The 23,636-nt window shown below is 72.6% G+C and carries 22 protein-coding genes, 1 tRNA gene and 1 other RNA gene; 8 read left to right on the top strand and 16 right to left on the bottom strand.

The window, feature by feature from the left end:
- Positions 1–119 precede the first annotated feature (119 nt).
- Both ACFVHK_RS16945 and ACFVHK_RS16940 read right to left on the bottom strand, forming a co-directional pair.
- A complete protein-coding gene (locus ACFVHK_RS16945) occupies positions 120–1,409 on the bottom strand; it encodes a glycosyltransferase (RefSeq protein WP_376929841.1) in 1,290 nt (429 codons plus the stop codon).
- A gap of 73 nt (positions 1,410–1,482) precedes the next feature.
- The gene (locus ACFVHK_RS16940) at positions 1,483–3,678 is read right to left on the bottom strand and encodes a glycoside hydrolase domain-containing protein (RefSeq protein ID WP_376929840.1); all 2,196 of its coding nucleotides are present in this window, start codon (positions 3,676–3,678) and stop codon (positions 1,483–1,485) included.
- Positions 3,679–3,963: 285 nt separating this feature from the next.
- Between ACFVHK_RS16940 and ssrA the strand changes: the two genes are divergently transcribed.
- Positions 3,964–4,331: a transfer-messenger RNA gene (gene ssrA / locus ACFVHK_RS16935) on the top strand.
- A gap of 71 nt (positions 4,332–4,402) precedes the next feature.
- Here ssrA and ACFVHK_RS16930 read toward each other — a convergent pair.
- From ACFVHK_RS16930 to ACFVHK_RS16920, 3 genes are all read right to left on the bottom strand, one after another.
- Positions 4,403–4,645, bottom strand: a complete 243-nt coding sequence (locus ACFVHK_RS16930) for a hypothetical protein (RefSeq protein ID WP_129233598.1) — start codon at positions 4,643–4,645, stop codon at positions 4,403–4,405.
- Positions 4,646–4,751: 106 nt separating this feature from the next.
- Entirely contained in the window at positions 4,752–5,687 is a 936-nt protein-coding gene (locus ACFVHK_RS16925) for an LLM class F420-dependent oxidoreductase (RefSeq protein WP_376929839.1), read from the bottom strand.
- The gene (locus tag ACFVHK_RS16920) at positions 5,684–6,472 is read right to left on the bottom strand and encodes an inositol monophosphatase family protein (RefSeq protein ID WP_376929838.1); all 789 of its coding nucleotides are present in this window, start codon (positions 6,470–6,472) and stop codon (positions 5,684–5,686) included. The genes ACFVHK_RS16925 and ACFVHK_RS16920 overlap by 4 nt, the downstream gene beginning before the upstream one ends.
- Positions 6,473–6,606: 134 nt before the next feature.
- Here ACFVHK_RS16920 and ACFVHK_RS16915 point away from each other — a divergent pair.
- Both ACFVHK_RS16915 and ACFVHK_RS16910 read left to right on the top strand, forming a co-directional pair.
- Positions 6,607–6,682 (top strand) — tRNA-Lys (locus ACFVHK_RS16915).
- A 117-nt stretch (positions 6,683–6,799) separates the two neighbouring features.
- Entirely contained in the window at positions 6,800–7,306 is a 507-nt protein-coding gene (locus tag ACFVHK_RS16910; protein ID WP_376929837.1) for a YybH family protein, read from the top strand.
- 132 nt (positions 7,307–7,438) lie between these two features.
- Here the strand turns inward: ACFVHK_RS16910 and ACFVHK_RS16905 are convergent, their stop codons facing one another.
- The 3 genes from ACFVHK_RS16905 to ACFVHK_RS16895 form a co-directional block, all read right to left on the bottom strand.
- Entirely contained in the window at positions 7,439–8,200 is a 762-nt protein-coding gene (locus ACFVHK_RS16905) for an SDR family NAD(P)-dependent oxidoreductase (protein ID WP_376929836.1), read from the bottom strand.
- Positions 8,201–8,210: 10 nt separating this feature from the next.
- Entirely contained in the window at positions 8,211–8,807 is a 597-nt protein-coding gene (locus tag ACFVHK_RS16900; RefSeq protein ID WP_376929835.1) for a VOC family protein, read from the bottom strand.
- Between the two features lie 148 nt (positions 8,808–8,955).
- Entirely contained in the window at positions 8,956–9,741 is a 786-nt protein-coding gene (locus ACFVHK_RS16895; protein ID WP_165307298.1) for a metal-dependent hydrolase, read from the bottom strand.
- 231 nt (positions 9,742–9,972) lie between these two features.
- Between ACFVHK_RS16895 and gnd the strand changes: the two genes are divergently transcribed.
- On the top strand, positions 9,973–11,025 hold the full coding sequence (gnd, locus tag ACFVHK_RS16890; RefSeq protein ID WP_376929834.1) for a phosphogluconate dehydrogenase (NAD(+)-dependent, decarboxylating): 1,053 nt from the start codon (positions 9,973–9,975) through the stop codon (positions 11,023–11,025).
- Here the strand turns inward: gnd and ACFVHK_RS16885 are convergent.
- Genes ACFVHK_RS16885 through ACFVHK_RS16865 form a run of 5 tightly spaced genes read right to left on the bottom strand, consistent with a single transcriptional unit; the run spans position 11,022 to position 15,378 of the window.
- Positions 11,022–11,615, bottom strand: a complete 594-nt coding sequence (locus ACFVHK_RS16885; RefSeq protein ID WP_129233590.1) for an energy-coupling factor transporter transmembrane component T family protein — start codon at positions 11,613–11,615, stop codon at positions 11,022–11,024. The genes gnd and ACFVHK_RS16885 overlap by 4 nt on opposite strands.
- A gap of 7 nt (positions 11,616–11,622) precedes the next feature.
- The gene (locus ACFVHK_RS16880; RefSeq protein WP_376929833.1) at positions 11,623–12,303 is read right to left on the bottom strand and encodes an energy-coupling factor ABC transporter ATP-binding protein; all 681 of its coding nucleotides are present in this window, start codon (positions 12,301–12,303) and stop codon (positions 11,623–11,625) included.
- Positions 12,300–13,496: a thiolase family protein gene (locus ACFVHK_RS16875; protein WP_376929832.1), complete on the bottom strand. Its 1,197-nt coding sequence runs from the start codon at positions 13,494–13,496 to the stop codon at positions 12,300–12,302. Before ACFVHK_RS16875 ends, ACFVHK_RS16880 begins: the two co-directional genes overlap by 4 nt.
- Positions 13,493–14,743 (bottom strand): ANL family adenylate-forming protein, encoded by a 1,251-nt coding sequence (locus tag ACFVHK_RS16870; RefSeq protein ID WP_376929831.1) that lies wholly within the window; start codon positions 14,741–14,743, stop codon positions 13,493–13,495. Before ACFVHK_RS16870 ends, ACFVHK_RS16875 begins: the two co-directional genes overlap by 4 nt.
- On the bottom strand, positions 14,740–15,378 hold the full coding sequence (locus ACFVHK_RS16865) for a biotin transporter BioY (protein ID WP_129234920.1): 639 nt from the start codon (positions 15,376–15,378) through the stop codon (positions 14,740–14,742). The genes ACFVHK_RS16870 and ACFVHK_RS16865 overlap by 4 nt, the downstream gene beginning before the upstream one ends.
- 264 nt (positions 15,379–15,642) lie before the next feature.
- Between ACFVHK_RS16865 and ACFVHK_RS16860 the strand changes: the two genes are divergently transcribed.
- Complete coding sequence (locus ACFVHK_RS16860; protein WP_129234923.1) at positions 15,643–15,861, top strand: hypothetical protein; 219 nt, start codon at positions 15,643–15,645, stop codon at positions 15,859–15,861.
- Between the two features lie 110 nt (positions 15,862–15,971).
- Here the strand turns inward: ACFVHK_RS16860 and ACFVHK_RS16855 are convergent, their stop codons facing one another.
- Positions 15,972–16,421 (bottom strand): hypothetical protein, encoded by a 450-nt coding sequence (locus ACFVHK_RS16855; protein WP_376929830.1) that lies wholly within the window; start codon positions 16,419–16,421, stop codon positions 15,972–15,974.
- Between the two features lie 141 nt (positions 16,422–16,562).
- Positions 16,563–16,751, bottom strand: a complete 189-nt coding sequence (locus tag ACFVHK_RS16850) for a hypothetical protein (protein ID WP_129234927.1) — start codon at positions 16,749–16,751, stop codon at positions 16,563–16,565.
- A gap of 127 nt (positions 16,752–16,878) precedes the next feature.
- On the opposite strand from ACFVHK_RS16850, the gene ACFVHK_RS16845 reads away from it, so the two are divergent.
- The 3 genes from ACFVHK_RS16845 to ACFVHK_RS16835 are packed head-to-tail and all read left to right on the top strand — an operon-like array spanning position 16,879 to position 22,619.
- Complete coding sequence (locus ACFVHK_RS16845; protein WP_376929829.1) at positions 16,879–17,472, top strand: TetR/AcrR family transcriptional regulator; 594 nt, start codon at positions 16,879–16,881, stop codon at positions 17,470–17,472.
- A gap of 9 nt (positions 17,473–17,481) precedes the next feature.
- The gene (locus ACFVHK_RS16840) at positions 17,482–20,376 is read left to right on the top strand and encodes an MMPL family transporter (RefSeq protein ID WP_376929828.1); all 2,895 of its coding nucleotides are present in this window, start codon (positions 17,482–17,484) and stop codon (positions 20,374–20,376) included.
- A complete protein-coding gene (locus ACFVHK_RS16835) occupies positions 20,373–22,619 on the top strand; it encodes a YhgE/Pip family protein (protein ID WP_376929827.1) in 2,247 nt (748 codons plus the stop codon). The genes ACFVHK_RS16840 and ACFVHK_RS16835 overlap by 4 nt, the downstream gene beginning before the upstream one ends.
- Before the next feature lie 64 nt (positions 22,620–22,683).
- Here the strand turns inward: ACFVHK_RS16835 and ACFVHK_RS16830 are convergent, their stop codons facing one another.
- Positions 22,684–23,544 carry a sugar phosphate isomerase/epimerase family protein gene (locus tag ACFVHK_RS16830; RefSeq protein WP_376929826.1) on the bottom strand — a complete coding sequence of 287 codons (861 nt, stop codon included), beginning with the start codon at positions 23,542–23,544 and terminating at the stop codon, positions 22,684–22,686.
- Positions 23,545–23,636 lie beyond the last annotated feature (92 nt).

Here is a 23,636-nt window from a genome sequence, read left to right as displayed (position 1 = left end):
CGGCCGCGCCGGGGCTCGGCCGACCTCAGCATACGTCGGCCCCTCCGTCGCCCGCGGGCGCCCGCGGCGCCGGGCCGGGCTCCCCCCGCGGCAGCGCCCGGCGGGAGCCCGACCACGCGTCAGGCGATCGCGCGCTCCGGGAGCACGCCCGCGCCGTCGAAGAGGCGCTCGAACACGGCGCCCCGGTCGAACTGGAGCGCGTACGCCCTCGCCCGCTCGGCGCGGAGCGCGCGTTCCTCGGGCGTGAGCGCGAGCGCCCGGTCGATCGCACGGGCGATGGCATCGGGGTCGTCGACCGGCACGATGATCGCGTGCTCGCCCACGGCCTCGCCGATACCGCCGGTGTCCGTCGTGATGACCGTGCCGCCACCTGCGAGCATCTGCTCGGCGAGCGCGATGCCGAACGTCTCCACGAACTCCGGTCGCGGCTTGCTCGGCAGCACGTAGGTCGCGCACCCGGCCATCAGGTAGGGCTTCTCCGCGTCGTCGACGTCGTCGAGGAACACGATGCGGTCGGCCACGGGCGACGCCGCCGCGCGGGCGCGGAACTTCTCCGCGGCCGGGCCGCGGCCGACGATCACGAGCTTCAGGCGGTCGTTCGCCGCGGTGCGCTCGAACCCCGCGATGAGGTCGTCGACGCCCTTCGCCTCGGTGAGTCGCGAGAGGAACAGCACGTACCCGTCGGGCTCGAGCCCTCGCGCGGCGAGCACCCCGCGCACGATCGCCGGGTCGAGGTCGAGGTACTGCGACGTGTCGATCGCGGGGTAGGAGATGCGGATGCGGTCGCGGCACTGCTCGGCGAAGCGCGTGCCGTGGAACGCGTCGATCTCCGACGCCGCGGCGACGATGAGCTCGCGCGTGTACTCCGAGACCGCCACGCAGTGGTCCTGCGCGAGGTAGCTCGAGAGGATGTGCGCGGCGGCGCCGAAGCGTCCCTCCTCGACGCACGAGCGCACCACGTTCGTGACATCCGACCCGACCGCCTCGGCGATCGTCGTCACGTTCACCGGCAGGCCGGTGCTCCATGCGGCGCGCACCGCGTCGGTGACGGCCACCGTGTGGGGGCTGAGGTAGAGCGACAGGCACACCGTCGGCACGCCGTCGGTGAAGAGCTCGACCAGCCGGCCGGTGATGCCGGCGAGGTAGCGGCCGTCGGGCACCTTGTAGTCGCCCACGGGCTCGGGGCGTTCGACGATGATGCCCGGGCTGTAGGGCAGCATCCGATCCAGGGGCTTCAGCGGCAGGCCGGCCGCCTCGAGGCGATCGATCGGCCAGGTCACGATGCGCACCTCGTCGAAGCCGCGTTGCAGCGCGGCCTCGGCGAGGTTGCGCCCCTCGACCGAGTGGCCGCAGATGACCGGGTCGGCGCGGTTGACGATGACGAGGCGGTTCCGGGGCGGAGCGTTCATGGCTCCTCCTTTCCTGGTGGGGCGCGAGGCGCGCGTCCTGATCGGGCAGGTCTGGCGGTGGGATGCCGCGCGGTCAGCGTTCCGGCGACGAGGGCGGGCGCGACATCCGGCCCCACTCGCTCGGTTCCGGACCGAGTCGCAGCAGCAGGCTGCCGCCGCGATGCAGTTCGTCGCCGCGGAGCCAGGTTCGGTCGAGGGGGTCGCCGTTGAGCTCGGCGGACTGGACGTACTGCACGGGGCCGTCGCGGTGCGGTTCGACGAACCCGGCGGTCTCGATGCGGAACGCGTCGCCGCCGACGCGCAGTTCGGATTCGGCGAACGACGGGGCGTTGACGAGGAAGAGGTTCTGCCCGGCGACGGGGAACAGGCCGAGGCTCGCCCAGACGTACCAGGAGCTGATGCCGCCCGAGTCGTCGTTGCCCGGCAGGCCGCCGCGGCCCGTGCCGAACTGCTGGTGCACGGCGGCGTGGACGACCTCTGCGGTCCGGTCCGGGCGACCGGCGTAGTGGTACGCCCAGGGCGCCTCCATGTCGGGCTCGTTGTTGAGTCCCTCGAACCGGCCCAGGGCGTAGCCCGTCGCAAGCTCGGCGAGGCCGGGCGCGACGCCCGGCTGCCGCACGGGCTCGGCGCCGAACCCGAAGAACGCGTCGAGGGCGTCGACGAAGCCCTCGTCGCCCCCGGAGAGCTCGATGCGGCTGCGCATGTCGTGGAGCAGCCGGAACGAGTAGTTGTAGCGGCTGCCCTCGTAGAAGGTCGAGTCGTGGAGCAGCCCGGTCTGCTCGTCGAACGCGTTGACCCACCGGGTCGCGAGCGCCGTGAACTCCTCGACGAGCGCTCGGTCGCCGACACGCGCCGCGACCTTCGCCGTGCACCAGTAGCCGTAGGCGAGGTCGAGCGTGTGGCTGATCGGGTGCGCGACGCCGCGCAGCAGGAAGTCCTCGCCGTACGTGCGGCGGAGGTCGGCGTGCATGTGCACGAGCGCCCACTCCCAGTCGACGCCGGGCAGGCCGAGCTGGCAGAGGTCGGCGAGGAACGTCTGCGCGAGCGCGCTGCCCTGCCGGGAGAACCGGTCGCTGCCGCGCGCCATCCGGTAGCCGATCGGGAAGTTGCCCTCCTCCTCGCAGATCGTGAGCAGCGCGTTCGCGAGCTCGACGGCCCGTTCGGGGAACAGCGTCGTGATCAGCGGCAGCTGCGTGCGGTAGATGTCCCACATCGTGCAGAGGTCGAACACGAACGGGCCCTCGGTCGGCCAGAACGGGCTCTCCTCGGGTGCGAGGCACGGCTTGATCAGCGAGTGGTAGAGCGCCGTCGAGAATATCGTCTGGCGCTCGGTCGACGGGGTGTCGACCGTGATCCCCTTCAGGTGCTTCCGCCACGCCTTCTTCGTCCGGTCGCGCCGGTGCGGGAACCGCGCGGGGCCCGTGTCCTCGTCGGCGCGGAGGTTCGCACGGGCCTGCTCGACCCCGCGGAGGGAGAATCCGATGCGCACCTCGATGCTCTGCCCGGGCTCGCTCGGGCCGGCCCACATGAGGCCGAACGGGCGCAGGGTGGTCGGACGGATGTGGTCGAACGCGAGCCGAGTGCCGCCCGGCATCAGGCGCCGGTCGTACCAGAGCATCTGACGCCAGGTGTGCGCGTCGCACTCGATGTACACCGACAGGGGTGCGCCCTCGACGACGATCTCACCCTGTGCGATGCCCGGCGCGACCTGCTCGAGCTTCGCGCGCAGCGGGATGGTCTCGCCGTGGGGGATCGAGAGGCCGCCCAGCGAGAAGTCGATCACGATCCGCGCGTTCGGGTTCCGCGGGAACGTGTAGCGGTGCACGGCCGACTTCGGCCCGACGGTGAGTTCGGCGCGGATGCCGGAGTCGAGCGTCGCCGCGTAGTACCCCGGTTCCGCCGCCTCCTCGAGCAGCTCCCACGTGCGGCCGAGCACGTCGAGGGGCTCGAGCATGGGCGTGACGCGGAAGTAGTTGTAGTACTTGCGGATGGCGCCGGTGCCGGACTGCTGGAAGTGCGTGAAGCCGGATGCCACGCCGCCCTCGTGGATCATCGGCGGCACGCCCTCGGTCGCCAGGTCGTATCGTCCGTACCCGGTCGGGTACGCGCCCGAGTACGCGCACGCGGAGACCATCCCGAGCGGATAGGTCGCGCCGGGATGGGTGTTGCCGACCTGCGGCTTCGGCCACCACCAGGTCGCGGCCAGCCCCGTCTGCGGGGGCAGGTCGACGGCCTCGGTGCCGATGAACGGGTCGACCCGCGCGATCATGCGGCTCCAGTGCGGCGGCGTGCGGCGGCCGACCCGGTGCGGGCGGCGGTGCCCGTTCGGGGCGAGGCGATCTCGGAACGTCCCATGCGGGGACGCTACGTGCTGGCGGAGCCCCGCGGGTTACAGCCACATGAACGATTCCGTGCGCGGCATCCGGAATGCCCCGCCGGGTGCACCTGTTGTATCCTGTAGGGCCGCGCACCCTTCGAGGGCCTCGCGCGGTTGGCAACTCAACAGCGTGCGATGACGACCCGCCTTCCGACCGACGGTCGGAGCGCGTCTCATGGGGATGATCGGTTTCGACATCGCCTGCGAGACCGCGTGAAGCGGGCCGAGGATGCAGGGTTATCTCGTGAACGCTCCCTGCGAAACAATAACTGCCAATAAGTCGCAGAACGACTACGCCCTCGCTGCCTAAGCGAGTCCGTTAGTCCGTCAGCCCGGGTTCGTTCCCGCCCCGGTCGCTGGCGTCATCTAGGGAACTCGCTGTGCGACGTCGCCTGAGCGTCGTACGGGACTCTTTCAGGCTGGGCCCGTCGACCTGGCTGCCTGTGGCAAGGGTCGGGGCCGAGCAGAACGCCTCACAGGATGCGCCCGGAGAAACCGTGGAATCCCAGCGATGGACGGGGGTTCAATTCCCCCCATCTCCACCACCGGTCGTCATCGCACGCTGTGCCAGTCCTCCGATCGCCGCGCCGAGTCGCGGCGATCGGCGTCTGGGCGGTCAGCGCTCGCGGGACGCGTTCACGTGGGCGCGGGCGGCGAGCCGCCGAAGCCACGACCCGCGGGCCGGCTCCGTCTCGGCGTCGTCGCCGTCGGAGCCGTCGGCTGCGCCGTCGTCGGCGAGCGCGGCCTCCTCGGCGTCGCGCTCGGCCTTCCAGATCAGGTAGGCGGCGTACGGATCGTTCTCAGGATCCAGCGGCTGCTGGTCGACGAACTCGTGTCGGCGGCGTGCCATCGCCCGCATGTCTTCCCCCTCGAGGCCCCCCGGCCCTCACCCACAAGGGTACGCGAATCCACGGACGTTCCGCGCACGATGACGAGGATGCCTCGGAGACGGTCGGGTCGACCGCTCAGCCCAAGTGCGGGAGCACCTCGGCGGCGATGAGCTCGACGTGGTCGAGGTCGCGCTCGTCGACGAGCTGCAGGTACACCCGGTCGGCACCGAGTTCGACGAGGCGTCGGATCTTCTCCACCACGACCTCAGGGGTGCCGGCGACGTTGACCTCGGCGAACGTGTCGGGGTCGGCGTGGATCGCTCGGAGGCGTGCGAGGTAGCTCGCGTCATCCGTCGCCACGACCGTCGGCAGCGCGACGCTGAGGCGCATCGTGTCGGGATCGCGGCCGATCGCCTCGCACGCGGCGCGCACGCGCGCGAACGACGCGGCGATCTCGTCCTCGTCGGAGAAGCCCCGGTTGTACTCCGTCGCGAACCGCGCAGCGAGCGCGGGCAGTCGCGTCGGCCCGCCGCCGCCCATGATGAGCGGCAGGGGCGACTGGACCGGCTTGGGCAGCGCGGGCGCGTCGACGAGCTCGTACCGCCGACCGGCGAAGGAGAAGCGCTCGCCCGGCGGCGTCTGCCAGAGGCCGGTGACGACCTGCAACTGCTCCTCGAGGAGGTCGAAGCGCCGGTCGGGGAACGGGATGCCGTACGCGGCATGCTCCGCACCGAACCAGCCCGCACCGAGGCCGAGCTCGACGCGACCGCCCGACATGTCGTCGACCTGCGCGACCTGGATCGCGAGGAGGCCGGGGTGCCGGAACGTCACCGGGGAGACGAGCGTGCCGAGCCGGATGCGCTCGGTCTCGCGGGCGATGCCGGCGAGCGTCGTCCAGGCATCGGTCGGTCCGGGCAGCGGGCTGCCCGGACCCATGTGCAGGATGTGATCGCTGCGGAACCAGCCGTCGAAGCCGAGCCGCTCGGTCTCCTGGGCCTGCGCGAGCTGCTCGTCGTAGCTCGCGCCCTGCTGGGGCTCGGTGAAGATGCAGACCTCGAGCGAGCGGCTCACTTCAACGCCTCGAGGACCGCGTCGTGCAGCAGGCCGTTGGTGGCCAGGGCGCTGCCCGTGCCGGGGCCCGCCTCGCCGGTGACCGACGTGAACCGCCCTCCGGCGCCCTCGACGATCGGGATGAGCGCGGCGAGGTCCCATGCCTTCACGTCGAACTCGCCCACGACGTCGACGAGGCCCTCGGCCAGCAGGCAGTACGACCACAGGTCGCCGTACGCGCGATCGCGCCACACGCGCTCGCCGAGCGCGAGCAGCCGCCCGAGGTAGCCGGCCTCGCGCCACTGCGCGACGCTCTGGAAGCTGAGTGACGCGTCTGCGAGGTCGGCCACGTTCGACACGCGGATGTCGCGGGGCGCGGCGCCCGGGGCATCCGTCGTTTGCGCGCCGACACCGGGCGCGCCCCACCAGCGCCGCCCGAGGGCGGGCATCGAGGCGACGCCCACGACCGGAGCGCCGTCGACCGTGAGCGCGATGAGCGCGCCCCACACGGGCACACCGCGGAGGAAGTTCGACGTGCCGTCGATCGGGTCGATGATCCACTGCCGCGAACCGGTGCCCTCGGTGCCGTACTCCTCGCCCAGGATGCCGTCGCCCGGGCGACGCTCGGCGAGCACCTCGCGCACCGCGCGCTCGACCGCGAGATCAGCCTCGGTCACGAACGTGCGGTCGGGCTTCGTGTCGATCCTCAGGTCGACCGCGCGGAAGCGCGCCATGGCGGCCGAGTCGGCGAGGTCGGCCAGTTCGAGGGCGAGGGCGAGGTCGTCGGCGTACGAGGCATCCGTCACCGGTTCATCGTATCGACCGCACGCGACGGGGCTCCGGCGCCTGACTCGCCCGAGCCGACCACGATTTCGCGTTCAGGGCGGTCACCTGATACCGTTGTTCCTCGGTTCGGGGTTGCAGAAAACCCGGCCGAAACGCACCTCTAGCTCAATCGGCAGAGCAACTGACTCTTAATCAGTGGGTTCAGGGTTCAAGTCCCTGGGGGTGCACCAAGTGGAAGCCCGGTACCACGCGGATCGCGTGGGTACCGGGCTTCTCTCTTTGGTTCGTGCGGAACTGCGATCGAGGTGACCGGGCTGTGCTGGTCGGCCGATCGCCGTAGCATGTTCGTGGGCATCCAGCACCCGGACGCCCGTTCCCTCACAGTGGAAACCGCGGAGAAGCTCCTGATTGGAGTGGCAGGGGAAATGACCGCCGAAGACGATGTGCGCGCCGCCTCGAAGGCGTTCTACGCGGCGTTGAATCGCATGCTCTCCGGGGACGCCGGTTCGTTGACCGATATCTGGGTGCACAGCCCCGAGGCGACGACGATGCACCCGATCGGCGATCGTCAGGTGGGATGGGACCAGATCAAGGGGTCGTTCGAGCGCGTGGCCCGGTCGAGCACAGGCGGTCATGTGGAGATCACGGATCAACTCTTCCGTGTTCACGGGGACATGGCATACGAAGTGGGCGTCGAACACGCCGCTTTCGGTGTCAGTGGCACGCAGCTCACGGTGAACTCCCGGGTCACGAATATCTACTTTCGCGAGGGCGACGGGTGGAAGGTCATCCATCACCACGGTGACAAGTCGCCGGGGATCTCCGAGGCTCTCGACAAGGCGGAGCCGGCCTGATCATCGCTGTCAGTGGGTTCACGGTTCACGTCCCTGGGGGTGCACCGGCAGCCCCGGCGAGTGATCGCCGGGGCCTTCGTCATTCCCGGGGCAGAGACGATCCTCGCCTCGGCACGCGGATCGAGTTCCCCGTCAGTAGTCGGAGACCGCCGTGATGCCGCCGTCGACCACGAGGTCGTGCCCCGTGATGCCCGCCGCCGCCGGTGAGGAGAGGAAGGCGCACGCGTCCGCGATCTCGCGAGGCCCGACGGCTCGGCCGATCGGCGCACGATCGGACCAGCGGGCCAGTCCCTCCGGCCACTCGGTCTCGAGCCCGTCGCGCCACACGAGCCCGGGCGAGACCGAGTTGACGCGGATGCCGTGCGGCGCGAGCGCGACCGCGGAGGTACGCGTCAGCGAACGCAGCGCGGCCTTGCTGCTGCCGTAGGGCGCCTGGTCGGGCGTCGCGCGGTCGGCGGAGATCGACGTGACGTTGACGATCGCGCCGCCGCCGGCGGCGATCATCGCGGGCGCGGCGAACCTGGTGCACAGGTACGCCGCGACCACGTTCGACCGGAAGCTCTCGATCCAGTCGTCTGCGCCGAGGTCGAGGAACCCGGCGACGGGGTAGACGCCGGCGTTGTTGACGAGCACCGTCGCCCGCGCGGCCGGCGATTCCGCCCGGAACATCCGTTCGATGTCGTGCTCGTCGGAGAGGTCGCACCGCACCGTGTCGGCGACCACGCCGTGCGCGGTGGCGAGCGTCTCAGCGAGGCGCTCCGCGTCACGCTCGCGCGACCGGTGGTGCAGCACCACGCTCGCGCCGCGGTGCGCGAAGCGCTCGGCGATCGCCGAGCCCAGGCCACCGGTCGCTCCGGTGACGAGCACCGTCGTGCCCTCGAGGTCGCGGTCCATCGCGCGGGCCTCAGTCGCAGCCGATCTCGTACGGTCCGGCGTCGGGATCCGCGGGCTGCCAGTCGGCGTGCACGATGCCGTCGAACGCGGCTCCCTCGAGCCGGCAGACGTCGCCCAGCGAGGTCTCGTAGAACTTCACGTGCGTGTAGTCGTCGAAGAGTCGGTAGACGGGGGCACAGAATCGGCTCTGGAACTGCTGGCCCGTGAGCACCTCGCGGTGCCGCTCGATGAATGCCTGATGCCCGGGACCGACGACGAAGCCGACGTGCTCGAGGCCCATGCGGTAGACGCGCTGGTGGAAGGGCGGGATGAGCTCGATGAGCGGGATGCCGATGCCGTCGGCGACCTCGATGGGCTCGGCCAGCATCAGCTTGGAGATCGGTCGCCCGTTCCAGACGTTCTCGAGGTTCGCCGTCGAGTACGACTCGATCGCGTCACGCGCCCCGACGTAGTCGTTCCACGTGCGGGTGCGGATGGCGAGGTGGCTGATCCCGTATCCGGACGCGTCGATGCCGATCGCAGCGCACCTGGCGATCTGCTGGGCGGTGAAGGCTCGGGCGGCAGAGGCGAGGGCGTCGCGGTCGAAGCCGCCGGGTTCCCTGGTCATGCTGAACTCCTCGTCGAGGTCGGGATGTCCTCACGATAAGCTGCGACACGCCGACAGTCACGCTTGTGAGCAGAATCACCCACAGATGAGCACGCCGCGTGGGGGTCGGCTCACGAGTGAGCGTCGGCCGGACTCGCTACGCGGTCCGTCACCAGAAGGAGAACGGGTCCACGCCGATCAGCCGGAGGACCTCGTACGTCGAGCCGATGAAGCAGTACGTGCCGAGGAGCGCGCCGAGCATCGTCTCGCGGAGCGATCCCGTGTCGCCGAGGACCGGGAGCGACACGTAGCCGTTCGGGAGCCAGACGCGATTGAGCACGGGCACCGGACGGAGCGCCCGGGGCGGGCGGATGCGCCACGGCCAGACGAGCCCGGGCAGACCGCCCGTGGTGAGCAGGTCGCCCGCGAGGTGCGCGACGAAGCCGACGAGCACCGCGAGCGGGAACCACGCCACCTGCTCGGGCGCGAAGACCACGATGAACGCGCCGAGCATCGCCCCGATCGCCCATGCGGCGGGCCACGAGCGGATGAGGCCGCGCGCCTTGAGCCCGAACGCCGTCAGTGCGGCCGTGCCAGCGCCGGCGCCGATGGCGAGCGAGCCGAGCGGATCGACGGGCAACGCGACGAGGGTCAGCGCCCACGCCGCCGCGAACGTCACGAGCACGCCCACGGGGGAGTGCGCGCCCTGCCGGTGACCGCCGGATGCCGCTTCGACGACGCCCGTCGCGAGCCTGCCGAGCACGGGCACCGAGTGCGCGATCGTGGCGCTGTGGTGGTCGGCGTCGGGCAGCAGCGCTGCTCCCGCGCACACCGCCGTGCCGGCGAGCACGCCGACCGGGTCGAGCGGGTAGGCGCCGGCGGTGACGATCGGCATGGTTCCGGTGATCGCGAGCCAGGCGGCGGCGCCGCTCGTGGCATGGGTGATGCCCATCATCGGGTCGGGTGCTCCAGGAGGTCGGCCGGGTGACGGCGGGACGAACTGCGGAGAAGGGTCCGCGTCGACCAGTGTGCCCGCACCTGCGGACACCGGACCCTTCGAGCCGCGGCGAGGCCGGAGATCGGGGCTCCATGGCGTGCGGCGCGTCCGAGAGGAGTCCTAGACTGCGGCGTGAACGCGCCGGCCGGACCGAGCGAGCCGCGTCGGCTGAGCGACGGGGGATGGCTGATGCAGATCGCGATGGTTGGACTGGGGCGGATGGGCGCGAACATCGTGCGGCGTCTCATGCGGGACGGGCACGAGTGCGTCGTCTACGACGTCGATCCCGACACCGTGGCCGCACTCGCGGCCGAGGGCGCGACCGGCGCCGAGAGCATCGCCGACCTGGCGACGAAGCTCGACGCTCCACGGACCGTGTGGCTGATGGTCCCCGCCGGGATCACCGGGCAGCTCGTCGACCAGGTCGCCGCGGTGCTCGAAGCCGGGGACGTCATCATCGACGGCGGCAACTCCAACTACCGCGACGACGTGCGCCGTGCCGAAGCGCTCGCGCCCTCCGGCATCCACTACGTCGACGCCGGGACGAGCGGCGGGGTGTTCGGCCTCGAGCGCGGCTACTGCCTGATGGTCGGCGGACCCGACGAGGCGGTCTCGCGCATCGAGCCGATCCTGCGCTCGATCGCACCCGGCCCGGGCGACATCGAGCGCACGCCCGGCCGCACGGGCGAGTTGGCGCCCGAGGAGCGCGGGTACCTGCACTGCGGACCGTCGGGGTCGGGGCACTTCGTCAAGATGGTGCACAACGGCATCGAGTACGGGATCATGGCGGCGCTCGCCGAAGGGATGAACATCCTGAAGAACGCGGATGCCGGGCTCCGCCCCGAGGAGCACTCGGCGGAGATCGCCCCGCTGGAGGAGCCCGAGTTCTACCGGTTCACGATCGACACGCCGGCCGTCGCCGAGCTCTGGCGTCGCGGGTCCGTGATCTCGTCGTGGCTGCTCGACCTGACCGCGGCCGCGCTCGTCGAGAATCCGACGCTCGACGGTCTCGCCGGCCGGGTCTCGGATTCCGGCGAGGGCCGGTGGACCGTCAAGGCCGCGGTCGACACCGGCGTCCCGGCGCCGGTGCTCGCCGCAGCCCTCTTCGAGCGGTTCGCCTCGCGAGAGGACGATCGCTACGCCAACCAGCTGCTCTCGGCGATGCGGCTCCAGTTCGGAGGCCATCGCGAACTGCCGGCCGGCGACGTGCTCGAGACGGGCGGTCGGACCGCCGACGCCTAGTCGTCGACGCCGCGCGCCATCAGCGCCTCGCCGAGGTGGTCGGCCGTGCGCAGCGTGCGCACGATGACCGGCACGGCGAGCGCCGTGAGCGACCCCTCGGCGCCGCGTGCCTTGCGCGCGTCGAGCACCTCCCGCACGAGGTCGGCGAGCAGGGGCACGCAGCGGATGGCGAGGGCCAGCGCGAGCCCGACGCGGTCCGGGTCGACCCACCTGGCGAACGGGCGCAGCAGCACCTGCATCGCGTCGAGGGTCGCCGACACGGTGGTCGTGAGCGTGTACACGGCGGCGAGGGCGACGGCGAGCACGAGCCTTGCGCCCATGGTCGCTGCGGCCTCCCACCCCGCGAAGATCCACTGCACCGGCACCGCGAACGCGAGGACCCAGAGGATCGGCGAGACCTGTCGCCAGGCGATCCGCACGGGGATCCGGGCGAGTGCGAAGAGACCGATCGCGACCGCGGCGACGATCCCGAGTGCGGGCAGCGACCCGACGAGCGCGGTCGCCGTCACCGCGACCGCGAGCAGCCCGAGCTTCACGAGCGCCGGCGTGCGGTGGACGACGGAGGAGCCGGGATGGAAGACGCCGATCATGGCCCGGTCACCCGATCAATGCCCGGTAGGCGTCGAGTGCGACCTCGGGCACGGCGTCGGCGACGATCCGGCCCGCCTCCATCACGATCACGCGATCGAACGACTCGAGGAGCTCGAGGTGATGGCTCACGACGATGAGCTGCTCGTCCAGCGTCGCGAAGTGCTCGGCGATCCGGCGCGCGTTGCGCGCGTCGAGCAGGGTGGTCGGCTCGTCGGCCACCACGATCGCGGGCTCGCCCACGAGCACGGCGGCCAGGGCCAGAAGTTGCTTCTGCCCGCCCGAGAGCCGATGCGCCGGGCGGTCGGCGAGCTCGGTGAGCCCGAAGCGGTCGAGCACCGCGTCGACGCGTGCGGCGGCGGTCGCGGCATCCAGCCGGTGCCGGCGCAGCGTGAACGCCACGTCCTCGCGCACGGTGGGCATCACGATCTGCGTGTCGGCGTTCGTGAAGACGAACCCGACGCGGCGGCGCACCTCGCGACCGTGGCGGGCGACGTCGAGCCCGTCGACCGTGACGCGGCCCGCGGTCGGGCTGACGAGGCCGTTGACCATGCGCGCGAGGGTCGACTTGCCCGAGCCGTTGGCGCCGACGATGCCGATGCGCCGCTCGGTGAGCTCGAGGGTCACGTCGTCGACGACGAGCTCGTCGTCGAAGCGGTGGCTGACCCCGTCGAATCGGATGGCGCTCATGCGACGCGCTCCACGATCATGGCGACGCCCTGGCCGCCGCCGATCGAGCACGCCGCGAGGCCCGGACGGCCGTCGTCGGCGGCCGCCATCAGGGCGGCGAGCCGCACGAGCAGCACGGCGCCCGACGCGCCCCAGGGGTGGCCGAGCGCGATCGCGCCGCCGTCCCGCGAGATCGTCTCCTCGTCGAGCCCGAGCTCGTCGCCGACCGCGAGGACCTGCGCGGCGAACGCCTCGGTGATCTCCACGGAGCCGAGGTCGGCGGCGGTCATGCCGGCGCGTTCGAGCGCACGGCGTCCGGCCCACGCCGCGCCGAGTCCCGGCAGCGCCGGGTCGCCGGCGGCGACCGCGGTCGCGCGGATCCGGAGCGCGGGCAGGCCCAGGTCGCGCGCGAGGTCGGCGGTCGTGACCGCCATCGCGGCGGCGCCGTCGGAGAAGCCGCAGGAGTTGCCGGCGGTGACCGTCCCGGCGACGTCGCGGGCGGATGCCTCGTGGTCGACGCGTGCGCCGACGCCGGCGCCGGCGCCGGGGCCGTGACCGAACGCCGGCACGAATCGCGCGAGCATCGCGGCATCCATCGCGGCCCGCGGCCGCTCGTCGCGGGCGACGCCGTCGACGGCGACGACCTCGGCGTCGAACCGCCCGGCGTCGCGGGCGGCGGCGGCACGGGCGTGCGACCGGGCGGCCCAGGCATCCTGCCGCTCGCGGCTGATGCCGCGCACCCCGGCGAGGTGCTCGGCCGCGGGACCCATGTCGGGGTCGGGCAGGCCCGGAGGAGCGAACGGCGCGCGTGCGTAGCGCGCACCGGAGTCGGGCCACGATCGGTGCGGCGCGGTGGACGCCGATTCGGCGCCGCCGGCGAGCACGAGCCGCGCATCGCCGGCCCCTACCCGCGACGCCGCCTGGATCACGGCGTCGAGCCCCGATCCGCACTGCCGGTCGACGGTGACGCCCGGCACGCCCACGCCGAGTCCGGCGCGGAGCGCGGCCACTCGCGCGAGATCGCCGCCCGGACCCATGCAGTTGCCGAGCACCACGTCGTCCACGTCGATTCCGGCGGGTGCCACCTCAGCGGCGACCGCGGCGAGCACGGGTGCGGCGAGTGCGTCGACCGTGCGCAGGGCGAACGCCCGCCCGGCGGTGCCGATCGCGGTGCGTCGTGCGGCGACGATCACGGGTGCCGTGTCTCGGCTCATGCGCGCCTCCGGTCGGCGAAGGGCGGCGGATGGCCCGTCCCGAGCCGCCCGGCCGCAATGTCGTCGCGCACGCGCCCGCGCGCTGGCTTGCCCGAGGCGGTGCGCGGAAGGTCGGCGGCGAACCAGCGGCGCGGCAGTTCGACCGGGGAGAGCGCGGCGCGTGCGGCATCGGCCACGGCCTCGAGCCGAGTGCCGGGTTCGAGCTCGACGACGGCCGCGATGCGCTCGCCCAGCAGGTCGTGCGGCTCGCCGACGACGGCGGCGTCGCGGACCCCGGGCAGCGCGACCAGGCGCGCCTCGACGTCCTCGGCGAGCACCGTCGCGCCGGCCGTGATGATCGCCGCGTCGCCGCGTCCGAGCACCCGGATGCCGCCGCTCGGCGTGCGCTCGGCGAGGTCGCCGACCGTCGCGAACCCGTCGGCGTCGCGGCGCATGCGCCCGCCGACCACGTCGAGTGCGAGGTACGGCGACCGCGCCCAGAGCTCGAGGCCCGCGTCGGCGGGCCGCAGGTCGACCTCGACGCCCTCGAAGGGCTGCATGCCCGCGTTCTCCCCGGTGTCGTGCTCGTGGCCGGCCGCGAGGACGAACGACAGCTCGGCGGCGCCGTAGTACTCGACGAGGCGGATGCCGCGCGCCGTCGCCTGCTCGCGGAGGCGGGCCGGCAGTGCCGCGCCCGCGACGATCGCCGTCGTCGGCAGTGCCGCCTCGGTGGAGAGCAGGCGCGCGAGGCGCGTCGGGGTCGCATGCAGCGCGGTGGCCGACGCGAGGTCGTCGGTGACCGTGGCGCCGATCCAGAGCGCATGCAGCGCCGCGTAGAGGTGCATCGACGCGCCGAGCGGACCGGTCACCGCGATGCGGTCGCTCGCGCCGAGGCCGGTGAGCGCTGCCAGCGGCCCGGCCGACGCGAGCCAGGACTCCAGCGTGCGCGCGACCACGCGCGGCGAACCGTCGGCCGATGTCGAGCCTGACGTCGTGAGGGCGAGCGCGGTGCCCGCGGGCAGGTCGTCGGCGATGCGGTCGGCGTAGGACTGCGAGCCTCCGACGAGTACCGGCCGACCACGGTCGAGGCAGGCGAGCACGGTGGTGATCACGGTGACGGGATCGACGTCGGCGCGACATCCGACCGGCCCCTCGCCGGAGGGCAGCTCGGCGCCGGCGACGGCACGCGCGAGCTCGTCGGATCCGGCGGATCGTCCGCCGAACGAGAGCGCGATGCGGTCGCCGGATGCGCCGAGCAGGTCGGTCACTGCGCGGGAGCCTCCACGGCGCGCTTCCACGGCCATGCACGCGGCTCGATGAGCCCGGGCCAGGCGCGGTGCACGCCCTTGGCGACGACCACGGTCACGACGACCTTGAGCAGGTCGCCCGGGAGGAAGACCGCGGAGCCCGCGATCGCGACGCCCAGCGGCGTGCCCGTGATCGCCGCGAACACCGGCACGCCGACGAGGTAGATCGCGACGATGCCGCCGAGCGCCGTGGCGCCGAGCGCGGGAAGGACCCGGTAGCGGGGGAGCAGGCGCGCCGTGAACCAGCCGATGACGAGCGCACCGAGCACCCAGCCGATGAGGTACCCGACCGACGGCCCGACGAAGACGCCGAGGCCGCCGCGGCCACCCGAGAGCAACGGCAGGCCCGCCGCGACGAGCGCGAGCAGCAGCACGACGCTCAGCGCGCCCTTGCGCGCGCCGAGGATCGCGCCGGCGAGCATGACCCCGAGCGTCTGGAACGTGATCGGAACCGCTGTGCCTCCCACGTACAGCGCGCCGGGCAGGCCGAGCGCGGCGATGAGCGCAGCGAAGACGGCGATCTGCGCGAGGTCGCGCGCGGAGGTGCGGGCGCGGCGCCGTTCGGGCGCGGAGACGGGGCTGGGTGCGGCGGTCATGCGGTTCCCATCGGTCGGCGTGAGCGGGCGGGTTGCCCGTGTCGTTCACGCTACGAACGGCGGGGGAGTGGCCGCGCGAGGTGGCCGTACAAGAATCCGTGGGCGATTTTGGAGCGCCGAAGCCGACCACGACCTTCGACGCCGGGCACGATCGCACTCGCGGAATCTCGAATCGCTCCCGCCGGGGTGCATCCGAAGCCGCCCTGGTGGCGGAAGGACTGGATGAAGGGTGAATACGCACCCGCCGATCGAAGGGGAAGTTCAATGAAGCGCATTCTCGCCACCGGATTCATCGCGGCCCTCGCCACGCTCGGCGTCGCCGGGCCCGCGCAGGCTGCGCCCGCCGATGCCGCCTGCTTCGGCCAGGTGCACAAGACCATCAACACCGAGGGCGCGCTCGGGTTCACCAACGTCGGTGACGTCGTCAAGGCGATCGGCGGCCAGGGCAAGAACGACACCGCCCGGGGGATCTGCGGCGACTGAGATGCCCTGACGCGCTCAGCGCCGTCGCCGGCGGCTCGTAGTCCTCGGATTCCGAGCCGCCGGGTCGACCGCGGGTCGCGCGCCAGCACCTCGGACGCCGGGCGATGCCGTCAGGCGGCGCGCGCGGACTCCTCGACGGCGAGCACGGCGACGTTCTCGGCCTCGAGCTCAGCCTCGGGCGAAGCGGCATCCGCCTCGTCGGCCTGGACCGGGTCGGCCCACATCACGAGCGGGGCAGGGGTCCAGCTCAGCGCGTGCGACGTCTCGTCGGCGGGGACGACGACGGCGACCTGCTCGCGCTCCTCGAGGATCGCGCGGGTCACCTCTGCGGCGATCTGGTGGGTGAGCATCGACTGGAAGATGCGGTCGGAGTCGTCCGCCTGCCGACGGACGAGGGACCACTGGCCGTCCGGGCCGATGAACCGCGAGAGGCGAGCGTTGACCAACTCGAAGATGTGCTCGCCGCGGAGGTCGGCGGCCGTTGCGCGGGGCGAGGGCGCGGGTGCGGTGTGGGCTGCGGCCTGTGCGGCGAGCCGAGCGCGGCGCCAGCGGCGGAACATCGGTGTCCTCTCGGTCGGGACGGGTGGCGGACTACATCGGACGGCGTTTCGTCCAGTGTCCGTCACGCGACGACCCCCCGGGCTCGGACACGCCGCTGGGGCGTCGAGCCGTCGGACGCGGACGGTTCGGGTCGGCCGAGGCTACTCGACCAGTTCGCGGCGCTTCTGCTCGTCGGCGACCGTTCCGATCGCGATGGCGAGCGTGGCGGCCCACGAGATCCACATGAGCACGAGCCTCCAGTCGCGAGGCCCGGCCTGTGTGGCGCGGATGACTCCGACCGCGCCGAACAGCGAACTCAGGACCGCTCCACTGAAGAGGTACTTGCGCATTCCGCAACGCTATCGCGTTCGGATCGGCTCGCGCGACCGGTTGACGCGGGCCGTCGAGACTGTGAGAACACCCGGAGTCTGACCGATCGTGCAGACTCTGACCGATCGGTCAATTAGCGTCGATCGCATGCCCACCGATGCGAGAACGACGCCGCGCGTGCGCGCCGCCGACGAGTTGAAGCACGCCGCCCTCGAGCAGTTCGCGACGGTCGGATTCGCCGGCACATCGCTGCAGCACATCGCCGACGAGGCCGGCTACGCCAAGTCGAGCGTGCTCTACCACTTCGCCTCGAAGGAGGCGCTGCTCGAGGCGGCCATCGCGCCCGCCGTCGAGGGCTTCGAGGACGTGCTCGAGGCCTTCCTGTCGGCCCGGCGCTCCGGCCGCCGCGGTGAGCTCGTGGACCGTGTCGTCGACCTCCTGCTCGAGCACCGCGAGGCGGTGCACGTCTTCCTCACCCAGGGCCAGAGCCTCTCCGAGCTGCCCGTCATCGCCCGCGCGAACGTCGCCGTCCGCCGCCTGGCGTCCGCGGTCTGCGAGGAGCGCGAGAGCGTCGACGACCAGGTGCGCTTCGGCATCGCCCTCGGCGGAGCCGCGTTCCTGCTCACGGCCGGACGGAGCTTCGCCGACGAGTCGACGCTCCCCAGCGACGACGAGATGCGCGACGCGCTCCGGCGCATCATCGCCGAGATCCTCACCCCCGCCCGAACCCCCAGCATCTGAGAGAGAACCGTGGCACTCCTCCTCCACCGCATCGGACGCTTCGCCTACCGTCGCGCCTGGGTCGTCATCATCGCCTGGGTGATCGCCCTCGGCGGCCTCGTCGGCGCCGGCATCGGCCTCGGCGGCCAGCTCCAGGAGTCCTACGCGATCCCCGGAACCGAATCCCAGGACGCGATCGACCAGCTCGCCGCCGTCTTCCCGCAGACCGCCGGCGCGTCGGCGAAGGCCGTCGTCGAGGCGCCCGCCGGCGACTCGGTCGAGAACGCCCCGTACCGCGACGCCATCGAGGAGATGGAGTCGGAGCTCGAGGGCCTCGACGGCGTCGCGAGCGTGCTCGGCCCGTACGACGAGTACGCCGGCGACCAGGTCTCCGACGACGCGCGCACCGCGTACATCCAGGTGCAGTTCGACGGTCAGGTGACGGATGTCACCGAGGACCAGATCGACGCCGTGCTCGCCACCGGCGACACCGGCCGCGACGCCGGGCTCGAGGTCGCGTTCGGCGGCGAGGTGTTCCAGGAGACGACGTTCGGCCTGACCATCACCGAGGCGTTCGGCGTGATCTTCGCGGGCGTCGTGCTGCTCATCACGTTCGGCTCGCTGCTCTCGGCGGGGATGCCGCTGCTCACCGCGCTCGTCGGCGTCGGCACCGCCTTCGGCGGCATCTCGCTCGTGGCCGCGTTCGCGACCGTCTCGAGCACGGCCCCCATGCTCGCCGTCATGATCGGGCTCGCCGTCGGCATCGACTACGCGCTCTTCATCCTGTCGCGCCACCGCACGCAGCTCGCGCGCGGCATGGACCCCGAGGAGAGCGCGGCGGAGGCGGTCGCGACCGCGGGCGGCGCCGTCGTGTTCGCGGGCCTCACCGTCATCATCGCGCTCCTCGGCCTGCTCGTCGTCGGGATCCCGTTCCTCAGCGTCATGGGCGTCGGCGCGGCCTTCGCGGTGCTCGTCGCCGTCTTCGGTGCGACCACGCTGCTGCCCGCACTGCTCGGTATCGCCAAGGGCCGGCTCGCGCCGAAGCCGGGCAGCCGCGCACACCGTCGAGCGGTCGCCTCCGACGACTCGGGAACGCGCACGATGGGTCGCCGCTGGGTCGACACCGTGCTGAAGGCCCCCGTGGTCTTCGTGCTGCTCGTCGTCGGCCTGCTCGGCGCGGCCGCCGTGCCCGCGGCCAGCCTCGACCTGAACCTGCCCGGCGGGCAGGGCGAGGAGGGCACGAGCCAGCGCGAGGCCTACGACATGATCGCCGAGGGCTTCGGCCCCGGCTACAACGGCCCGCTCATCGTCACGGTCGACATCACGCAGACCACCGACATCTTCGACGACCTCGACGCCATCGGCGCCCGGCTCACCGCAGTGGACGGCGTCGCCTACGTCGGTCAGGGCCTGCCGAACGAGACCGTCGACACCGCGATCATCCAGGTCATCCCGGAATCGGCGCCGACCGACCCCGAGACCAAGCAGGTCGTGCAGGACATCCGCGCACTCGAGGGCGACATCGCCGACGAGTTCGGCACCCCGATCGCCGTGACCGGCTACACAGCCGTCTCGATCGACATCTCGCAGCGCCTCAACGACGCACTCGTGCCGTTCGCGCTCATCGTCGTGGGCCTGTCGGTCATCCTCCTGCTCATCGTGTTCCGGTCGATCTTCGTGCCGATCAAGGCCGCGCTCGGGTTCCTGCTCTCCGCGTTCGGCGCGATCGGCCTGACGGTCGCGGTCTTCCAGTGGGGGTGGATGGCCGACCTCATGCACATCGAGCCGGGGCCGATCCTCAGCTTCCTGCCGATCCTGCTCATGGCCGTCCTGTTCGGCCTCGCCATGGACTACGAGGTGTTCCTGGTCTCCGGCATGCGCGAGGAGTTCGTGAAGACCCGCGAGCCGCGCAGCTCGATCGTGCACGGCTTCCAGCACGCGGCGCGCGTGGTCACGGCGGCGGCGCTCATCATGTTCTTCGTCTTCTTCGCGTTCGTGCCCGAGGGCACGGGGGTCATCAAGGGGATCGCGTTCGCGCTCGCCGTGGGCGTGGCGTTCGACGCGTTCCTGGTGCGGATGACGCTGGTCCCCGCGGCGATGGCCCTCGCGGGTCGCGGCGCGTGGTGGCTGCCGAAGTGGCTCGGCCGGATCCTCCCCGACGTCGACATCGAGGGCGAGGGCCTGCGCGCCCACCTCGCGGAATCGGAGTGGGCCGCGGCGCGCAACGCCGACGTGCTCGCCGAGGACCTCCTCGTCGGCGACCCGGCGGCGCCGATCGGCCCGATCTCGGTCGGCGTGCCGCGCGGCGGCGCCCTCGTCGTGCTCGGCGAGCCGGCCGAGCGTCGCCTCGTCGCCGCGACCCTCGCCGGTCGCGTGCTGCCCGCGGGCGGGCGCCTCGCGGTGCTCGACGCACCCCTCCCGATCGACGCGGGCACCGTCATGCGCCGCGTCGCGATCGCCGACGGGGCAGCGGATTCCGCGGCCGCGGGCAGCGCGGGCGAGCTCATCGCCGCGCGTGCCGACGCGACCCGAGCCTGGTACCGCCTCGACTCGACCCGATCGGCCGTCGACGCGGCGCTGCGCCGCGTCGCGGACGCACGCATGGCGCCGGGCGACGAGGCCTCCCGCCGCTCGCGGACGATCGACCCGGACACCCCGATCGCGTCGCTCGACGCGCTCGACCGACTGCTCGTCACCGTCTCTGCGGCGCTCGCCGAGCACCCCCGGGCGATCGTCGTCGACTTCGACGGCCTCTCCGGCTCGGCCGCCGCGTGGACGGCGCTCGACCGCATCCTGCCCCCCGGCGTCGTGCTCATCGCGACCGCCGACCCCGACGCCGACCTCGACGCCGCCGGCGCGGCGCTCGAGCGCCGCGGCATCCGCACGATCGACCTCGCCACTCGCCCCATGGAGGCACTTCGATGACCCGACCCGACGCCCCTGCCCAGGTCGCGCCCGCGGTGCGCCGCCGAGGCCGCCGTGCCGCGCTGCTCGCGGCCGTCATCGCCGTCCCGCTCGCCGTCGCAGGCCTCGTCGCCGGTGCGGTCGGCGGCGCCGACGAGCGCATGGACTCGATCCCCGCCGTCGTGGTGAACAACGACGAGATGGTCACCACGACCACGCCCGACGGCGAGGAGCAGCCCGTGCTCGCCGGTCGCCTGCTCGTGACCGAGCTCACCGGCGACGGCGACACCGGGTTCGACTGGACGATCTCCAACGACGAGGAGGCAGCCGCCAAGCTCGCCGACGGCGAGGCGTACGCGGTGCTCACCATCCCGGCCGACTTCTCGGCCTCGGTCACCTCGCTCGCCGGCGACGCGCCGACGACGGCGGCCCTCGACATCCGCACCGACGACGCCCACAGCTACCTCGCGGGCATCATCGGCGCGACCGTCGGCGACGCGATCGCGACGACGTTCGGCCACGAGCTGACGACCCAGTACCTCGAGGGGCTGTACGGCAACCTCGTGCAGGTCGGCGGTTCGCTCGGCGACGCGGCGGACGGCGCGGGGCAGCTCGCCGACGGCGCGGACTCGCTCGCCGGCGGGCTCGACCAGCTCGCCGGCGGCATCGGGTCCGCCGCCGACGGCACCGCGCAGGCCGCGGACGGCGCCGCCGCCTACGCGTCGGGCGTCGGCCAGTACACGGCGGGCGTCGAGCAGCTCGCGGGCGGGCTCGGCACCCTCGACGCCGAGGCGGGCGGCCTCGACGGCATCACCTCGGGCGTGTCGCAGTACGTCGGCGGCGTCGCGCAGGCCGGAGCGGGCATCGACAGCGGCATCGCGCAGTACGTCGCCGGCGTGAAGGCCGCCGGGACCGGCGTGGACGACGGCATCGCGGCATACCTCGGAGGCGTCGCCGACGCCGGCGCGCAGCTCTCCGATGGGACCGCCGCGTACATCGACGAGCTCGACCGGCTCGCGGGCGGTGGGGATCAGGTCGCCGATTCGATCCCCGCGCTGCTCGCCGCCGACCCCACTGGTGCGCTGGCCCAGGCCGCCGTGGCGGAGTACGCGGCGAACGTCCAGACCGCTGCCGAGGGCGGTCGCGCGATCGTCGGCGGCACGGATGCCACGTTCGCGGGCCTCGCCAAGGGCGGCGAGGAGCTTCGCACCGGAACCGCCGGCGGCTTCACGAAGCTCGTCGACGGCGGCGACGCGCTCCGCGCCGGCACCGCGACGGGCTTCGACGAACTCGCCGCAGGCGGCGCCGCGCTCGTCTCCGGCACCGGGTCGGGCATCGACGGCCTGCAGTCCGGCATCTCGCAGCTCTCCGGAGGCGCGTCCCAGGCGGCGGCCGGCTCGCCTGCACTGCGAGACGGCGCGGACGGACTCGCGTCCGGCGTGAGCGGTATCGCGAGCGGCCTCACCCAGCTGAGCGACGGCGCCGCGGCATCCGCCGACGGTGCGGCCCAGCTCGCCGACGGCACGGGCGAGCTCGCCGACGGCCTCGCGCAGGGCGCCGAGGGCACCTCGTCGCTCGAGGGGCTCGACCCGGAGGAGACCGCGGGCGTCGTCGCCGAGCCGGTCGTCACCGAGGCGACGCGGGCCAACGAGATCTCCACGTTCGGCGAGGTCGTCGCGATGCTCATCGGCCCCATCGGGCTCTGGCTCGGCGCGATGACGCTGTTCCTCGTGTTCCGGCCGCTCCGCCGCGAGGCGCTCGAGACGACCGCGCCGACGAGCACGCTCGTCGCGCGCACGCTCTTCCGCGGCTCGCTCGTCGGACTCGCGCAGGCGGCCGCCGTGGTGCTGCTCATGCACACCGTGCTCGGCGTCGCGTGGTCGCTGCTGCCGCAGACGCTCTCGTTCTCGGCGCTGCTCGCGGTGGTGTTCACCGCGATCCACGCGTTCCTCAGCGCCTGGCTCGGCCGGATCGGCACGGTCGTCTCGCTGGTGCTCGTGGTGCTGCAGCTCGCGGCATCCGGCGGGGTCTACCCGCTCGAGATCGTGAGCGGGCCGTACCAGGCGATCAGCCCGTTCCTGCCGCTGACCTGGGCGGTGCAGGGCATGCAGCTCATCGTCTCGGGCGCGGGCGGATCCGGGGTCTGGGCCGCGGCCGGAGCGCTGATGCTGTTCGGCGTGCTCGGAGTGGCGGGCACCGCGATCGTGGTCGCCAGGCGCCGCGGCATCCGCACCGCACCGCGGCTCGCACCGGTGAGCGCCTGACCGGCAGCGCGGCGGCGTCGGGGCTCGTGCCCTGCGCCGCCGCCGACTCGCAGGCGGCGACCGTCTAGGAGTGGCGACCCGGGATGATCGCGTCGATGACGCGGCGGAGCGGCGACTCGTGCGGCGCCTCGGTGGGCGCGGCGATCGGGGCGACGGCGGTGTGCTCGCGTGCGAATTCCACGGTCTCGCGCAGCATCTCGAGCCGCTCGGACTCGGTCTTCGCCTTCCTCGTGTTCACCTCGGCGACGATCGAGCCGTCCCAGCCCTGGTCGGCGAGCATGCGCAGCACCTCGGCGACGGGCTCCCTGCCTCGCCCCGGAAGCAGGTGCTCGTCGAAGATCTGGCCCTCGCCGATGGCCCCCGACCCGTCGCACAGGTGCACGTGACGCAGGCGCTCGCCGAGGTCGGTCGCGAGCTGCATGCTGTCGGTGCCCGAGAGCGCGGCGTGCGAGAAGTCGAGGGTCACCGCGTCGCAGTCCATCTGCCGCGGGTCCCATCCGGGCGCGTACGCCTTCATGTTCCGACCCGCGGCGCGCCACGGGAACATGTTCTCGACCGCGATCTCGACGCCGTGCTCCTCGGAGAGGGTGCGCACGATCGGGAGGAACTCGAGCGCGTAGCTCGCCTGCCAGCGGAACGGCGGGTGGACCACGACGCTGCCCGCTCCGACGGCCTTGGCGAGCTCGGCCGTGCGGGCCAGCTTGACGCGCGGGTCGCGGCCCCAGACGAAGTGCGTGAGCAGCAGCACCGGTGCGTGGATCGAGAGGATCGGGAGCTCGTAGCGCTCGGACATCTCGACGAGCGCCTCGGAATCCTGCGTCGTCGCCTCCTGCGAGACCATGATCTCCACGCCGTCGAACCCGGCATCCTTCGCGATACGGAAGGCGTGCTCGGGTTCGAGTGGGTACACGCAAGTGGTGCTCATACCGATACGGATCATGAGGCTCGAAGTCTAGCCCCGACGGCTGGGGATCGGGTGGGGACCTTCGGCTGTTAGCCTGATCCACGAGCCGCCAG

The organism is Agromyces binzhouensis (assembly GCF_042672355.1).
Lineage (GTDB): Bacteria > Actinomycetota > Actinomycetes > Actinomycetales > Microbacteriaceae > Agromyces > Agromyces binzhouensis.
The sequence above is the reverse complement of the archived record's forward strand: the minus strand, read 5'-3'. Positions and strand labels throughout refer to the sequence as shown.

Bases quoted from the DNA above. Each gene is read 5' to 3' on its own strand.
- ACFVHK_RS16945 (WP_376929841.1), bottom strand. From the start codon at position 1,409: ATGAACGCTCCGCCCCGGAACCGCCTCGTCATCGTCAACCGCGCCGAC.
- ACFVHK_RS16940 (WP_376929840.1), bottom strand. From the start codon at position 3,678: ATGATCGCGCGGGTCGACCCGTTCATCGGCACCGAGGCCGTCGACCTG.
- ACFVHK_RS16930 (WP_129233598.1), bottom strand. From the start codon at position 4,645: ATGCGGGCGATGGCACGCCGCCGACACGAGTTCGTCGACCAGCAGCCG.
- ACFVHK_RS16905 (WP_376929836.1), bottom strand. From the start codon at position 8,200: ATGGACCGCGACCTCGAGGGCACGACGGTGCTCGTCACCGGAGCGACC.
- ACFVHK_RS16900 (WP_376929835.1), bottom strand. From the start codon at position 8,807: ATGACCAGGGAACCCGGCGGCTTCGACCGCGACGCCCTCGCCTCTGCC.
- ACFVHK_RS16895 (WP_165307298.1), bottom strand. From the start codon at position 9,741: ATGATGGGCATCACCCATGCCACGAGCGGCGCCGCCGCCTGGCTCGCG.
- gnd (WP_376929834.1), top strand. From the start codon at position 9,973: ATGCAGATCGCGATGGTTGGACTGGGGCGGATGGGCGCGAACATCGTG.
- ACFVHK_RS16885 (WP_129233590.1), bottom strand. From the start codon at position 11,615: ATGATCGGCGTCTTCCATCCCGGCTCCTCCGTCGTCCACCGCACGCCG.
- ACFVHK_RS16880 (WP_376929833.1), bottom strand. From the start codon at position 12,303: ATGAGCGCCATCCGATTCGACGGGGTCAGCCACCGCTTCGACGACGAG.
- ACFVHK_RS16875 (WP_376929832.1), bottom strand. From the start codon at position 13,496: ATGAGCCGAGACACGGCACCCGTGATCGTCGCCGCACGACGCACCGCG.
- ACFVHK_RS16865 (WP_129234920.1), bottom strand. From the start codon at position 15,378: ATGACCGCCGCACCCAGCCCCGTCTCCGCGCCCGAACGGCGCCGCGCC.
- ACFVHK_RS16860 (WP_129234923.1), top strand. From the start codon at position 15,643: ATGAAGCGCATTCTCGCCACCGGATTCATCGCGGCCCTCGCCACGCTC.
- ACFVHK_RS16855 (WP_376929830.1), bottom strand. From the start codon at position 16,421: ATGTTCCGCCGCTGGCGCCGCGCTCGGCTCGCCGCACAGGCCGCAGCC.
- ACFVHK_RS16850 (WP_129234927.1), bottom strand. From the start codon at position 16,751: ATGCGCAAGTACCTCTTCAGTGGAGCGGTCCTGAGTTCGCTGTTCGGC.
- ACFVHK_RS16845 (WP_376929829.1), top strand. From the start codon at position 16,879: ATGCCCACCGATGCGAGAACGACGCCGCGCGTGCGCGCCGCCGACGAG.
- ACFVHK_RS16835 (WP_376929827.1), top strand. From the start codon at position 20,373: ATGACCCGACCCGACGCCCCTGCCCAGGTCGCGCCCGCGGTGCGCCGC.
- ACFVHK_RS16830 (WP_376929826.1), bottom strand. From the start codon at position 23,544: ATGAGCACCACTTGCGTGTACCCACTCGAACCCGAGCACGCCTTCCGT.